The sequence below is a fragment of the Wolbachia endosymbiont of Armadillidium vulgare str. wVulC genome (assembly GCF_001027565.1).
GTDB lineage: Bacteria > Pseudomonadota > Alphaproteobacteria > Rickettsiales > Anaplasmataceae > Wolbachia.
The window spans coordinates 241,892-256,891 of the sequence record NZ_ALWU01000001.1 but is presented as its reverse complement, the minus strand read 5'-3'; the positions used below and the strand labels follow the sequence as shown (position 1 = coordinate 256,891).

Annotated in this window: 9 protein-coding genes and 5 pseudogenes; 5 read left to right on the top strand and 9 right to left on the bottom strand. The window is 33.8% G+C overall.

Going from position 1 to position 15,000, the window contains the following annotated elements; genetic code table 11:
• Nucleotides 1-8: 8 nt before the first annotated feature.
• Nucleotides 9-369 (bottom strand): annotated as a pseudogene (locus wVul_RS01230) (IS110 family transposase); the annotation flags it as partial.
• Nucleotides 370-449: 80 nt separating this feature from the next.
• Here wVul_RS01230 and wVul_RS01225 point away from each other — a divergent pair.
• Nucleotides 450-773: pseudogene (locus tag wVul_RS01225) on the top strand (IS4/Tn5 family transposase DNA-binding protein); the annotation flags it as partial.
• A gap of 355 nt (nt 774-1,128) precedes the next feature.
• Here wVul_RS01225 and wVul_RS01220 read toward each other — a convergent pair.
• Complete coding sequence (locus wVul_RS01220; RefSeq protein ID WP_047758834.1) at nt 1,129-1,350, bottom strand: hypothetical protein; 222 nt, start codon at nt 1,348-1,350, stop codon at nt 1,129-1,131.
• Nucleotides 1,351-1,596: 246 nt separating this feature from the next.
• Nucleotides 1,597-1,746: a hypothetical protein gene (locus tag wVul_RS08210; RefSeq protein ID WP_153295416.1), complete on the bottom strand. Its 150-nt coding sequence runs from the start codon at nt 1,744-1,746 to the stop codon at nt 1,597-1,599.
• Nucleotides 1,747-1,942: 196 nt separating this feature from the next.
• Between wVul_RS08210 and wVul_RS08205 the strand changes: the two are divergent.
• Nucleotides 1,943-3,009 (top strand): annotated as a pseudogene (locus wVul_RS08205) (IS4 family transposase); the annotation flags it as partial.
• On the opposite strand, the gene wVul_RS01200 reads toward wVul_RS08205, so the two are convergent.
• Both wVul_RS01200 and wVul_RS01195 read right to left on the bottom strand, forming a co-directional pair.
• Nucleotides 2,965-4,998: a hypothetical protein gene (locus wVul_RS01200; protein WP_238580342.1), complete on the bottom strand. Its 2,034-nt coding sequence runs from the start codon at nt 4,996-4,998 to the stop codon at nt 2,965-2,967. The pseudogene wVul_RS08205 and the gene wVul_RS01200 overlap by 45 nt on opposite strands.
• Before the next feature lie 49 nt (nt 4,999-5,047).
• On the bottom strand, nt 5,048-7,597 hold the full coding sequence (locus wVul_RS01195) for a valine--tRNA ligase (protein ID WP_047758831.1): 2,550 nt from the start codon (nt 7,595-7,597) through the stop codon (nt 5,048-5,050).
• A 159-nt stretch (nt 7,598-7,756) separates the two neighbouring features.
• Between wVul_RS01195 and wVul_RS01190 the strand changes: the two genes are divergently transcribed.
• Nucleotides 7,757-8,446: a hypothetical protein gene (locus tag wVul_RS01190; protein WP_153295413.1), complete on the top strand. Its 690-nt coding sequence runs from the start codon at nt 7,757-7,759 to the stop codon at nt 8,444-8,446.
• Nucleotides 8,447-8,537: 91 nt separating this feature from the next.
• Nucleotides 8,538-8,853: pseudogene (locus wVul_RS09660) on the top strand (IS66 family transposase); the annotation flags it as partial.
• Here wVul_RS09660 and wVul_RS01185 read toward each other — a convergent pair.
• From wVul_RS01185 to wVul_RS09650, 3 genes and pseudogenes are all read right to left on the bottom strand, one after another.
• A pseudogene (locus tag wVul_RS01185) lies at nt 8,844-9,377 on the bottom strand (GTP-binding protein); the annotation flags it as partial. The pseudogenes wVul_RS09660 and wVul_RS01185 sit on opposite strands and share 10 nt — an antisense overlap.
• A 396-nt stretch (nt 9,378-9,773) precedes the next feature.
• Entirely contained in the window at nt 9,774-11,867 is a 2,094-nt protein-coding gene (locus tag wVul_RS09655) for an ankyrin repeat domain-containing protein (RefSeq protein ID WP_238580341.1), read from the bottom strand.
• Nucleotides 11,836-12,363, bottom strand: coding sequence for an ankyrin repeat domain-containing protein (locus wVul_RS09650; RefSeq protein WP_238580340.1), 528 nt, complete (start codon nt 12,361-12,363; stop codon nt 11,836-11,838). Before wVul_RS09650 ends, wVul_RS09655 begins: the two co-directional genes overlap by 32 nt.
• Nucleotides 12,364-12,648: 285 nt before the next feature.
• Here wVul_RS09650 and gltX point away from each other — a divergent pair, with 285 nt between their 5' ends.
• Nucleotides 12,649-13,983, top strand: coding sequence for a glutamate--tRNA ligase (gltX, locus tag wVul_RS01170; protein ID WP_047758827.1), 1,335 nt, complete (start codon nt 12,649-12,651; stop codon nt 13,981-13,983).
• Here the strand turns inward: gltX and holA are convergent.
• Nucleotides 13,967-14,998, bottom strand: coding sequence for a DNA polymerase III subunit delta (holA, locus tag wVul_RS01165; RefSeq protein WP_047758826.1), 1,032 nt, complete (start codon nt 14,996-14,998; stop codon nt 13,967-13,969). The two genes, gltX and holA, sit on opposite strands and share 17 nt — an antisense overlap.
• Nucleotides 14,999-15,000 lie beyond the last annotated feature (2 nt).

The window sequence follows — 15,000 nt, the reverse complement described above, 5'->3', positions numbered from 1 at the left end:
TTGTATAGTATTTCATCTATTTGACTATTAAAGAATTCTATAGTTTTTTGACAACTTTCCTTCATATGGTCATTTTCCGGTGCTTCTAGTCTGCATTTTTCTTGAGCTCTCATTTGCGTAACGACGTTGACAAAGTGCGATCAAAGTTGTTTGTTTTTTAGGGGTAGGTACAAATAGAGAGAGAGTTCTATGACGTTCAAATCCATATTGAGCAAGAGCCCTTGCGTCTGATTTATCAGACTTTGCTAAAGTTCCGTGAGACAAGATGAAGCTTTTTACTTTGCGGGTATTAGCTCGATGTACTGTGATATTCTTGTCAATAAGAAAATTCGACAAACCAAGCTCATATTTTCCTGTGTTTTCTAAAGTCTTACTATTACCCACAAATATAAATGGACATAAAAACAAAGTATTACAATATTAAAGTTTGCAAATATTGAGGGTGTAAAATGGAAAGCAAGAGTAATGAATGGGCTAAAAATGAATTTGGAAATGCTGTACTTGGGGATAAAAGATTAACTGATCGATTAGTAGATATTGCTGATAGCTTGGCAAATATGCCTGAAAGTTCAATCAATCAAGCATGTGAAAGTTGGTCAGAGGCAAAGGCAGCATATCGCTTTTTCCAAAACGAGAGCATAAAAGAAGCTGACATCTTAGCATCACATATTACAAAAACTGTTGAAAGAGCAAAAGATTATAAAAGAATTATTGTAATTCAAGATACAAGTTTTCTTTCATATACTGGCCACAAAAAAACAAGCGGGTTGGGGCATAAGTGTTGAAAGTATCAAAAATGGCGTGATATAAGGTGATCAACGGCATGTAAGTTACCTCCTGATAATTGAACGTAAAAAAGGGTCATTAAGATCTAATGTAAACTGTAATAGTGCTATCTTAAATCCGTCTAAGTTGTTTCTTATTTTATAAACAAGAAATAATAAAGCTGTAATAATAATCATATAAATATACACTTTTATTCCATTCATGTCATGGCTTAAAAAATGCTTATATCCGAGGTTTTAAATTTGAAAAATACTTCTATATCCCACCTGCGTCTGTATATTTGTGTTACTTCATAAGCCGGTATTTCAAATAAGTTGGTCAAAAACCATTTCTGTTCTATTTTTAATTTTTATTAGTCGTACTTGCTATTGCTCTGCTTCCGCTGTAAAGATTCACTATATTATCTTCCAAAATTTCCGATCCATCTGGTTGTTGTTTTTGCGTAATTTCATTCTCTCTTATAACGCAGTACCTTCTTTTTAAGTATGTTCTTGTGATAAATTTGTACTCCTTTTTGTCAAACTCAGTGAAAGTTGCAACTTTTGCAATCCCTCTATCAAACAATAAAATATCCTCTTTTTTAACTTTAGCTTCATTAATTGCTCTAACCAGCGCTAGCTACTTTCTTCTTGCCCTTGACAAAACTCGTCGGTAATTGGCCTTTTAATCCAACGCTTACTTTGACTTGACTGTCATCACCTATTTTTAACCCATCTTTTATAAGGTACCCTGATAAATTTATAATTGTTGAATCGAATCTATGTAAGTTATGTGACGTTTTTCTGGGCAATAATTTTTCCACTTTGCTTATTAAATCGATATATACACCTTTAAAATAATCAGAACTTTTAACCTTTTCGATAAGCCACTGTATGTAACTGTACTTTTATCATCATTTTTATCTATCACACACCTATTTATTACCATTTCTAGTGCTCTTAAGCTTGTTTTCTGACCCATTAATATTAAGCCTTTAAATATTATTTACCAACTAACTTAGTATTACATTTATCTACCTCTGTTGATTTTCCTAGTCTTTCCAAATCCTCGTCTTTTATTAAGTTTAGTATTCTTTCTATTTGATCCATTATTGCCTCCATTTTTCTTTAATAATAGCTCTTTTATCTTCTTCTTATGACACTTTCAACACTTATGGGGGTTGGGGGCTATTTCTAGCAAGATGAGTAATGGTCAAGCTAAGGGCATGGTAATGCATACAGCTCTTGCTGTTAGTACGGGAGGATTAGTGTTGGGAATACTAGATCAAAAGATTCATTCGAGACCTTCTAATTCTAAAGAAATCAAAAATTTAGAAAAAAGAAAGCATAACACTGCTATCCGTATTGAAGATAAGAAGAGTGTGAGGTGGTTAGAAGCCTTAAAAAAAACAAATAATCTTATAGATAGTACTCAAACTGAAGTTGTCACTGTGTGTGACAGAGAAGCAGACATATATGATTTTTTTGAGTGTGCACATAATCTTAACTCAGCAGTTTTAGTAAGAGCTTACCAAAATAGAAGCATAAACAAACAATCCAGATTTTCTAATGATAAGCAAAGATTATGGGAAGTTGTTAAAGGCTTTCCTTGTCAAGGGATAATAAAAGTTGAAATTCCTGCAAGAGATAATAAGCCAAAAAGGACAGCGTGTTTGGAGGTGAGATTTGGAAAATTTATGATGAATCCGGACAAAAGCAGCATAAGACATAAAACCGAAGAGTTACCTAACCTACCACTTTACGCAGTTTATGCTGTTGAGAAAAATTCTTCTTTTGAAAAAAAACCGCTAGAGTGGATGCTGCTAACCAGTTAATACTTTTGATGAAGCTGTTGAAAAAATTATTGCCTGAGATAGAAAATAGAGATATTACACAAAATTTTAAAATCTGGCCTCAAAATTGAAGCTTGGAACAGCAGAAAGGCTAATGAGATATCTAACAGTTATGAGTATTGGAGAATTTTCTTTATTACAACAATTGCAAGATCTATTGCCATGTACCACCTTATTAGCTGAAGAAGAATGGAAAGTTTTATACGTAAAAATACATAAATGCCCAAATGTAACTCCTACTATAAAAGAAGCTGTTTCCTGAACTTGGAAGCCATTTAGCAAGAAAAAATGATCCAGAACCAGGACCTTATGTTCTTTGGAAAGGATGTAAACGTCTCTTTGATTTATCAGAGGGATGGCGACTTGCTCATCAATTCTATACTTGTGGGTAAGATATCCAAAGAAGCAGGACTATCCTTCATTTGTTCAGATGCTTCTTCAATCATCTCTTTTATTTCTTCATTACTTACTCCCTCACGCTTGAGCAATTCGTCAAATCTGCCAAAAATCTCTGTCACAGTTTCCTTTAATATAATCACGTTACCTCCTTCTTTCGCATTCTCTTTAAACAAACATATCATATCTTTTACCAAATCCTGTACCGAGCTCATATAATCCTGAGGAGCTAATGAAGATTGATCCTCCAAACGTGAAATTTCTTCTTCTAGAATATGTCTCTCAGATAGTAACTTTTTGTACTGTTCAGAGTGATTTTGACTTTCTTCTTCTAGAGCTCTGCTATAATTCTGCAGAGTTTTATTTTTTTCTACTTCTTGCTTAAGACATTTTTTTAACTCTTTAATCCTATTGGAATATTCAGTTTCTTTCTCTTCCAATTTATTATTTAGTTCTTCCAAAACTTGCTTTTCGTGCGCTACTTTAGCTTTTTCTTCACTTAACTCTTGTTTTAATTGTCTTTTGTCTTCTTCTAAACTCCATGATTTAGATCTTAAATCAGAAGCTTTGCTCTCTTCTTCTCCCAACTGCACCTCTAACTCTGCTATTTTTTTCTCTTTCTCTGCTAAGCACATTTCCAATTCTGTTATTTTTTGACTTTCTAATTCATGTGATTGACTTTCTAATCTCTGGATTTCACTATATTTATCATCTAACTCTTTTTTAGTATCATTCAATTCTTGTTCTAACCTTTTATTTTCATTTATTGATTCGTTCAGTTTAAGATCTGATCGCCCTATTTGATCAATTAGTGTTTGTCTTTTGACAACTAGAACTTTAGCATATTCTTCCAAGCCTTGCTTTTCTTGCACTAATTCAGCTTTTTCTTCACTTAACTTTTGTATCTTTTTCCGTGCTTCCATTAACTTCAATTCTAACTCTTCCTTCTCTATTCTTCTCTTTTCAAACTCACTCTCTAACTCATCACTTGGCTGCTTGAGTTTTTGTGTTACTTCAGCCAAAGCTTCATCTTTTTTCCTTACCTTTCCATTCAATTCCTCTACCTCTCTCACTTTTTGCTGGAATTGTTCTAATATAGCCTCTTTATCTTCAGTTAATCTTGTATTTTCTTTTTCCAATTTATTAATCTCTTCGTTTAAGCTGTCATCTATAGCTTGTGTACTTTTGTCTTGCATTTTAGTAGCACTTATCTGAGTTTCTTTGCTATCACACTCAATTTCTTGAGTTGTTTGAATGTTAATATTTCTATTACCATTTTCTATCACGGTTTCAGATGATTTATGATTGCCTTCCTCCTTATTTTTAAATTTTATTTGATACAAGAATAAGTTACCTATTTTTACATCTTTGTTCGCTTTCAACTGATCGTCAGTAACACTATTACGCTCAATGAGTTCTATACCACTAGCATCAATGTTAATTATAATAGTACACTTTTTTCCATCCTTATCATACCAGTTCAGAGTCATTTCGTATGAACCATCAGTTACAATGTAATACCTTATCCCTTCTTCAGAAACAAAGCCGTGTATTCCACTTTTTCCATTGCTATGCAGCGTTGAAAACCCTAAAATTCCATTATCTTTACAGAAATTACTATTTAAAAACTCACTGATTTTGAATTCATGTTTATTAGCCCTCAATTCAATTTCTGCACAACTTCTATATATTGAGACTGTTTCAACACCATTTTCAATATATCCATTCAACACTTTTTTAGCCTCATCTTGAAGCTCTGGTCTAGCTATACTATTGTAATCTTGGATAATGGCTTTATATACTTCATCTTCATTAAAATTGGTATTATGTTTTATTAAAAAACATAATACGTTAAAATTAGCTACAGCAGTGTGAATTGATTTATTTTTTTCTCTTATCTTATTGAGCAAAAACAAAAATTTTTGAACGAAGTTATGATAATCGTCTTCTTGTCCTTTAGCTTTACTATAATATGAACCACCCATCACCATTCCCTCACAGCTAAATAATTATCATGCTAACACGAATGCTAAGTTATGCAATCAATACACTTACAGTAAATTTTCCATTCTCAGTTATAAGCTCTGCCTCTGTACTCTCAACCCATTCTATCACTTCAGCATTGCAAATTGCCTGCAAATCATCCTGTGCAGATTGATTTAACTTATCCTCTTTTGCATTTGCTTTTATCATCAATTTTTTTATCAAGTGCTTAACTGACACATTATTATCCGCTTTTATTTTTCTCACTAAGTTTAACATCTGCACGAAATTATCTCCCATTTCTTCAGACTGCTTATCATAGATCAATTCTTCCTTGCTAGGCCAATTACTTTTATTATGTACGGAGTTATAACTATACAGTTGGTGATATATCTCCTCTGTAATATATGGCAAAAAGGGTGCAAATAACCGCAAAACAATATTTAAAACATATGCTAAACTCTGTTTAGCGCTTGAATTTGCTTCACTGCTACCGTATGCACGTTTTTTTACTAGCTCTAAGTAATTATCACAAAAATCTTTCCAAAAAAATTCTTCTACTGCACTTAAAGCTTCGCAATATTCAAATTGTAATAGGTTGTTCGTTGCCTTTTCTATCACTTTATATAATTTGGACAATGCCCACTTGTCCATCGTCTCACTGATGGAATTTATGCTCATAGTTTGATGTTTTTCCATGAATATGGAAACAAATTTGCTGGCATTCCAAAGTTTCGTAACGAGCCGTTTGCCAATTTTGAAGATATTTTCAGAGTAGACTGTGTCAACACCAAGTCTTGAGTTTGCTGCCCAATAGCGAACCACATCAGCTCCATAAGTATCAAGCATTACATGAGGAGTAATGATGTTACCTTTTGATTTACTCATCTTTTTTTTATCATCAGCCAAACACCAACCGCTAATCATAATGTTTTTCCACGGCAGTGAATCTGCATGATAATGTGCCTTCAAAATCGTATAAAAAGCCCAAGTTCTTATTATCTCATGGCTTTGGCTGCGCAGATCTGCAGGAAATATCTTGTCATAGCGATGGTTTGGCAAGCTGAGCTCACTGTTTACTGCTAGTGCACTTAGCTGAGGAGTAATTGCACTTGTAGCCCAAGTATCCATTACATCTTGATCTGGAACAACCTCTTCTTTGCTATAGCCTTTCGGCAAATCTTTAAGTGGATCTATAGGCAAATCCTTTACTTCAGCTAGAATAATTTTGCCTTCCTCTCCTTTACGCTTTGAATACCATACCGGAAATGGCACACCAAAATAGCGCTGCCTTGAAATGCACCAATCCCAATTTAGCCCTTCTATCCACACCTCCATACGTTTACGCATAGACTCTGGATGCCAATTACATTCTCTTACTTTATCTAATACTTGAGCCTTTTGCTCTAAAATCTTGATAAACCATTGATAAGTAGGTAATATTTCAAGTGGTGTACCAGATCTTTCCGCACATTTGACAGAATGAGAAATACTAGTACTTTCTATCAAGAGGCCCTTTTCAGTTAGGATTTCAATAATTCTCTTTCTTGCTTCTTTAACTTTTAGTCCATGGATCCCAGTGTCAGCTACTCGGATGACACCGACATGTGTCTCCTCTGTCATCTGAGTATCTTGACACTGAGCATCTTTCTCCCCTGTCATCCCAGTGCTTGACACTGGGATCCATTTTTGATCACACACTGCATGCAGATTCATCCTTCCATTCTGATCAATGATAATTTTCATCGGCAAGTTATGTTTTTGCTGCCAATATATGTCAAGCTCATCACCAAATGTACAGCACATAACAAGCCCAGTACCTTTATCTATTTTTACCTTATCATCAGCTATTATTGGAACTTTTGCCTCTGTTATTGCTACTGTAGCTGTTTTTCCAATCAGATGAGTATAGCGTGCATCTTCTGGATGGCAAAAAACTGCAACACATGCTGGAAGCAACTCAGGCCGTGTAGTTGCAATCTTAATCTGCTCATTTTCTTCAGTGGAAAAAACTATCGTGTTCAAAAATGACTCAAAGACTTTATCCTCTATTTCTGCTTGTGCAATTGCAGTTTTATCGACTGGGTCCCAAAGAATAGGTTGCATTTTTCTGTATGCATACTCTTTATTATATAGATCAATGAATGACATTTGAGAAAGTGTCACAACTTCTTTACTGATTGTGTGATACTCCAAATTCCAGTCATAACTAATACCAATTGACTTAAACAACTCCTTGAATTCTTGTTTTGACTTTTCAATAACTTCATGGCACATTTCTATAAATTTTTCTCTGCCAACTTCTTTTGCACGGGTTTTATAGGTTTGCTCAACTAACCTTTCAGTGGGAAGCCCATTATCATCAAACCCAATTGGATAAAATACATCTTTCCCCAGCATACGTTGAAACCTTGCAATAAAGTCTGTATGGCAATAGCTAAATATATGGCCAATGTGCAACTTTCCAGATATCGTTGGTGGAGGCGTATCTATAGTGAAAGTATTATCCTTTTCACCATTCCATTTATAAACTTTACTACCTTCCCATAATATGTTGTATTTGTCTTCAATTTCTCTAAAGCTGTATTTTTCTTCTAACATAAATATTTTTCAGTTTTAAGCTTTAAGTTAGCACAATTGAGCAAATACAGCAATTTTAATGTCTGCCATTTTTAGTTTAGCCTCGTTACAATACAAATTTTTCTTGATCTTATAATTTTTAATGTATTACATGATAAATTTTTAGTATTGAGGTTTATTATGCTTAACTTTCACAACTTAAAAGAGATGAGAGATATTTTAACTCACCCATACTATGTGCCCCACTCAGCAAAAATAGATCTAGCAGAATTGCTTGAAGACGTGCTGGAGTTAAAAGGTAAAAAAAGCTCAGAAGAAGCAGTAGCTACATTAAAAGATAAAATAAGAAATGAACTAAAAAATGAAATGAGCAGTGAAATGAAACAAAAAATAAGTAAGCTTGAGCAACTAAAGGCGGAAAATAAAGACTTACAAACTAAAAAGGATAGAGCTGAACGGTTAAATAGATCCTTAGAATATGCAAGGAAGACAGCTCAGAACGAAAATATAGAATTAAAAGCTGAAAAAAATAAACTAAATACTCAAATCCAGCATTCACAGCAAGAAAAGAAAATATTAGAAACCAAAAATGAAGCAACTGGACAACTAAGAAAAAAAACAACATACATCGCTAATGCTAGTACTGTTCTTGCTGTTGGGTTAGCAACATATATTGCACTTGAGCATACAACTAAATTAGATATATGGTTAATGGTTGGTATAGCAATAGTATCTGCACTCGTAGCTGGTTACGTTACACATACAACACTAAGACCTAATACTCAAGTAAATGAATCAAAGGAAGTACAGATAAATTGTAAAAGACAAAACTTAATCTCTACAAGTAACATACATTTAACAGAATGCTGATATTAGTTTTCAATTCTTCTGTCAGTTAATTCTCCGTATCTGTTCAGGGGAGTAGCAAGGTGGTCTAATCATAGAATAGCTATGAGGTAATATGGTAAAACTTTTAGAACCTTGCGAAAACTTAAAAATAGAGGTAGAAAATTTAAAAGCCGAAAAAGAAGCTCTGAGAATGCTCAAAGAAAGGAAAGGCTTGGTTTAAACTCGAAAAATTCATCAATGCCAAGTTCAAAAGAATTGTATAAAATAAAAAAGGATAAGCAAGAGGAACATTGGCGGTCAGGTTGGGCATCTAAAATGGAAGGTAGTAAAGGTAGAATTCTTGCGAATGTGGTGGGGAATTCACCAAATCAAGTCTTATGTAGTAGAATATCAGTTGAAGGTGTGGAAAAAGAAGAAGTAGCTCCTTAGCACACCAACCATTTCTACCTGAAGCATAGAGTACTGGAAAATCTAGTTGCTCGTTGGTTGCATCAAGGTTAAAAAATAACTCATATATTTCATTTAGTACTTCATCAATTCTGCTGTCTGGTCGATCAACCTTATTGATTATCACAATCGGTTTTAAATTTGCCTTTAGTGCTTTTGACAACACAAACTTAGTCTGTGGCATTGGACCTTCTGCAGCATCAACCAGTAGTAATACACCATCTGCCATGCAGAGCACCCTTTCCACTTTTCCACCAAAATCCGCATGTCCTGGTGTATCAATGATATTGATTTTCTCATCACCCCACATTATTGACGTACATTTTGCAAGTATTGTAATCCCACGTTCACGTTCTTGATCACCACTATCCATCACTCGTTCTTGAACTTCTTGATTCTCACGAAACGTGCCACTTTGTTTTAACATGTTATCAAGTAAAGTAGTTTTTCCGTGGTCAACGTGTGCAATTATTGCAATATTGCGGATTGATTTAAATTCACTCATTTCTTATCATTTCAAATTTAATTTAATAATAAGTATACGTATAATATATTTAGAGTAAATAACTGATTAGTTAAGTGCCAGGTGTCAATAATCAATTTATATAATTAAGGTTTCTAATATAGAAATATCACGATAGAGTGTGGTAAAATATGATCACTGAATTAATACATGACTTCTTTGACTACTCTCCTGAACAAGAGCTCCCTATCTTAATAAGAAAGACTGTACTTAACACTTTCTCTAGAATTTTTTAAAAAATTCTCATTATACTAATACCTCAATTTGTGTGTTCTCATATCATTCAACGGAGCAATCTAGCATAATACTGCACACTTTCTAGCCTTGCCATAATCTACCCACTTACTGTACTTTGCTCCTGAAACTATCTTACTATTTCTAGCCTTGCTGTGCTACCCGATTTACTCCTACGTGCTTAACAAGTACAACATGAGATAAATTACCAGCTTCAGCAGCCAAACCTTCAGTATATACGCATATATAACCTAATAGTGTTGCAGCTGCTTCCCTGTCATTCGGTTTTGGATCCAAACAATAATCTACCAATTTACTGATTGATTGTTTATCTGCAATTTGACCCTCAAACTCTCTGAGAGGCCCTACTCTCTCTCCTAACTCTCTAACAAGTTGCTCTGTTTGTTTCGGTGTAAGTTTACCTACTCTATAATCTAACTCATTTGCAATTTTTGCGTGCTCTACTTCTTCATGTCCATAACAGTTGAGTAAGTTATTTATTGCCCGCATTGTACCATTTAAGCTATTTGCAAGTTCTATTCCTAAAATTCTACGTAATGACTCTTGTACCGATGTCGTATAAACTTCATCAATCACTTCTTTCAGGCAGACCAGAGTATAGATTATAAATTTTCTTTCTTCTTTTGACTCCGACAAGCTCTTTAAAATATCAGTAAGAGTTGGTACTATAACGTTCTGCATAATTTCTTGATTTCTTATTAAGTTTGGTACTGTATCTTTTAATACCTTAGCCCACTGCTTATTTTCAGGCAATCTTCTTTCACTTATGGCAGTTAAAATCGTACTTACAAGAGTTGGATCAGTTATTGCCTGAAAAATAGCCCATGATACTTCCAATGAGGAATGATAAACAAGTGACAGCAGGTGTAAATTAGAAATAGGAATGTTAGAGCGTATCCTTTGTATATTTTTAAATTTTGCCGCAATTAATTCCTGTTTGAATGTTATTTTTTCAACTACACTTTCAGCCTTTTCCTTTACTTCCAGGCATAGTGCACCTGCTTCTGCTCCTTTTTCTGCTACAGTTGATAACCCGCTAAACAAATCATTAGCTGCTTCTCTTAGGCTTATGTTAAATTCAGTATTATTCTCGTGCATGCGTTCTTCTTTTACTCTCTTATATAACACAAACAGAGACATAGCTGCTATTGCAGTCAAAAAGATGGTTGTAGCTACTATCGCTAACGCTAGCGGAGACATTTTAATTAAAGTAAACGTAGCTGCAGCTCCCATACCAAGTGAAAACATCGCTACACACCCAACTGCTACTTGGAAATATAATTTACCATTTTTCTTATTATTTAAAACATCTGCTCCATTTCGCAAAAGAAACTGAATACCTTCTATATCTCTATTTTGAAGAGCTTGCATCAGTAAAGATGATCCATTACGCGAAACATTCGCTCCTAAATTTATGCAGGATTGAGCACTATCAAATAATTTATTGTTGAAAAAATACTCAAGTAATGTTTCACCAGAAGGTAATCTAAAATTTTTCACTAACTGTGTATTTTTATCCTGGTCACCTTTTTCTATATATAGCTTGAATAAATAAACGGCTTTCCCAGGAGCTACTCCTACATGAAAAGCATATTCAAATGCTGTAAGGTTGTCATGATTTTTTATATAGAAATCTGCGCCATTCTTAAGCAAATCATAAAAAGTAGCGTCAGCTGTATTGACAACAGCATAGTGTAATAAACTATTTCCATTATTATCTGGTATATTAGCGTTAACTTTCTGTTTCATGAGATATTTTGCATGATCCAACTTATCTTGAATAATTGCATTTAGTAATAACGTTCTTCCTTCAGCGTCTTGAGAGTTTATTTCTCCACGTGCTCCCCTTTCAAGCAGTAGCACAGCATTTTCAACATCACCTTTTGCAGCTGTGATACTCAGTAGTGCTTGATTATCTTTAATAACATTAATGTTGGCACCATTGTTTAGTAACCAATCTATAGTCTCTTTCTTCTTGTATGTATCTTCAATCTCCAATGCTTTTGTAAATATATCAAAGCAGTAGTTGTTATCAGAAACAAGTTTATTTAAATCTAATTCTTCTATGTTAAGGTTACGTAAGTATAAAAATTTTTCACTATGTTGTGCTCCATATTTTTGCAGCAGGCTATACATTTCACTGCCATGATGAGCATAATCTAAGGCAGTAAAATTGTCATTATCCTTAGCGTTGACTTCTATTGGATGACATAGCATAAATGCTAAAAAGAGTCCTGCTAATGGATGCCAAAGCACTTCTTTTTTTAGCTTCTAAAAGCACCTCAACAACTTTTCTATTTTTATTCTTAACAGACCTATGCAACACAGTACGGCCGTCAGCATCTATAGTATTAATCTTACCACCATTGCTTACCAATGACTTTACAATTTCTGGTGAGCATCTTTTTTCTATAGCAATATCTAGAATAGTTTTGCCATCTTTCGTAGCATTTATGTTTACATCATCTTTGATAAGCTGCTTAATTTTGTTTTCCCTATCGATGTTGTTTTTTATTTTTAACACATCTTCAAAATACTCAAAATCAGATTTTGAATCATAAGATGCTTCATTTTCTAATGCATCTCCAAAGCCAGATTCTGCATCGTAAAATACTTCATTTTTTAATGGTCTTTGTATTCTTTCTAAGTAAGCAATATTTTCCGCTTGCTCACATGCTATAGTAATTCTATTACTATTTTCTGTTGTTGTCATATACCCTCTATAAAGATTAGTTTTATTATACCATATTTGTGAAACTTGTAAAGACTCTAATTTACAGTTGGAAAAAATTAGAAATGCTGATTTTTCATCCAAGTGGAAATGTATAATTAGTTAAGAAGAGAATAAACGATTAAAAATAACAATTTTATCGCTATAAATATTTAGCAACTTTTTTTGAAGTTTCGTACCAACTGTATATTAAAGAGAAAGAATCTTGCTTTAGCAGTACATTTATATAAAATTAAAATAAACTAAAGTAATTATTTTACAATTTAAATGCTAACAAGATTCGCTCCAAGCCCAACTGGCTACCTACATGTAGGAAACATACGCACTGCTCTCATTTGTTGGATGTACACACGTAATCAAAATGGAAAATTTTTACTACGTTTTGATGATACTGATCTTGAGCGTTCAGATATCAAATATGTAGATAATATCATAGAAGATCTAAAATGGATTGGCATAAATTGGGATTCAAGTTTCAAGCAATCAGAGCGTTTTGAGCGCTATAACGAGGTGTTCTTACAGTTAATGAAAGAAGGTCATATTTATGCATGCTATGACACGAGAGAAGAGTTAGACATTAAACGAAAATTGCAATTAAAACAAGGTCTTCCCCCTGTTTACGATAGAGGTGCGTTGCTTCTAACTGAGCAAGAGAAAATTCGTTATGAACAAGAAGGACGAAAACCACATTTCAGATTTAAATTGAATAGAAACGAAATTGTAAAATGGAATGATGAAGTTAAAGGTGAAATAAATATTGCAACAATTCACATTAGCGATCCTGTGGTAAAAAGAGAAGATGGAATTTATACATACATGTTACCTTCTGTTGTTGATGATGTTGACTTTAATGTAACCCATGTTGTACGCGGGGAAGATCATGTAACTAATACCGCAGTTCAGATCCAAATGATTCAAGCATTAAAAGCGAAAATTCCTATCTTTGCTCACCTTTCCCTACTACATTTTGATGATAGCAAGATATCGAAACGGAAAGGCGGGCTGGATATTAAGTCCATAAGAGAAGATGAGATTGAGCCAATGGCGCTAACTAGCTATTTAGCAAAACTTGGCACATCTGATCCGATAGAAGCTCATGTTGATATGCAGTCTTTAATTAACTCATTTGATATTAAAAAATTTAGCTCAGCATCTGCACAGTTCAGCTTGAGTGAAATGTATAAGCTAAATAGTAAAGTGCTGCAACAAATGCCATTTGAAATGGTGCAAGACCGCTTAAGTCAAATTGGTTCAGAGTTTTGGTATTTTATAAGAAACAACATAAACAGGTTTTCTGAGGTGGCTAAGTGGTGGAAAATATGCAAATCCGATATAGAGCCTGTGGTTCTTAATAAGGAGTTTATAAAAATAGCGCTAAGTTCATTACCTCAAGGTGATTGTAATGAAAACACATTATCAGAGTGGGTCAAAAATATTCGACAAACAGTAGATATAAAGGCAAAAGACCTATTTACGCAGTTGCGTCTCGCTTTAACAGGAACAGAAACAGGTCCAGAACTCGCTAAATTATTAATTTTTATCGGTAGAGAGAGCATTGTTGCAAGGTTAGAAGAAAGTCAAAGAATTATACAAAAGGTTTAAATGCACTGGATGTATTTGAATGACACCAATAGTTAATCTCATGCTGAAAGATCATTTTATGATTTAGATCAGTTTTTTTGCAGGTCACTTCCAAGCTCATCAATTTTTCCAAGATCTTCTTAAGTTCTGAAAGTTGCAAACTTTTCAAATGAGATTTAAAACTCTGCAATTGTTTGAAGAACAATGGAGGATTTAGCTGGTCAATTGCAGCTTGTCCACTCATTCCACCTTGTATTAACAGCAAAACGCTTTCCAGTCGTAGAAAATAATTTGATATAATACGGATTAATGCTATCGGTGAAAAATTCTCTTGTAATATCAATGTATCGGAAATTTTGATGAATTGTGCCATGTCTTTATTCACTATTGCAGAGCACAGATCATCAAGTGTAACATAATCATTTCCGGAGGTTGAAAAGCACAGGTCTATATCAGCAGGTTTAAGGTCTTTTCTCTCTCCTAGGTATAAAACTAATTTCTCAAGCTCTCGATGTATGGGCAGTTTGCTACGATTAAAGTAAGACTGCAAGTGGTAGATTATCTCACTTGTGTACTCTATATCATTTTGCTTCAAGTAACTTGATATAATATCACAAAGATTACTAACGCTGTCCTTATAGCAGGTAATTACACCAAAAATTTTTGAGCTTTCCATATAACTTTTAGTTGCAGAATTATATGGAAGATCATTTGCTATCATCACTACATAATGACCGCCTATATTATGATCCAATATGTTTTTTAACTCTTTAGATATACTTCCACTTACATTTATCAGCTTAACTAATCTTTTGTTAGTAAACATTGAAATGTTTGCCAGCTCGGAAAATAACAAACCGGGCGACTTATTCACTACTGCAAAATCCATCACCTGGACTGAATACTCATCCAAGTTGGCAATTATTTCTTGTATGAAAATATCGATTTTACTATTGTCACTTCCATGAACTAACACACCACTTAAAGTATCAGGTTTCTCAAGGAATTTTTTAACTTTAGATGGCGTTATTCTCATGC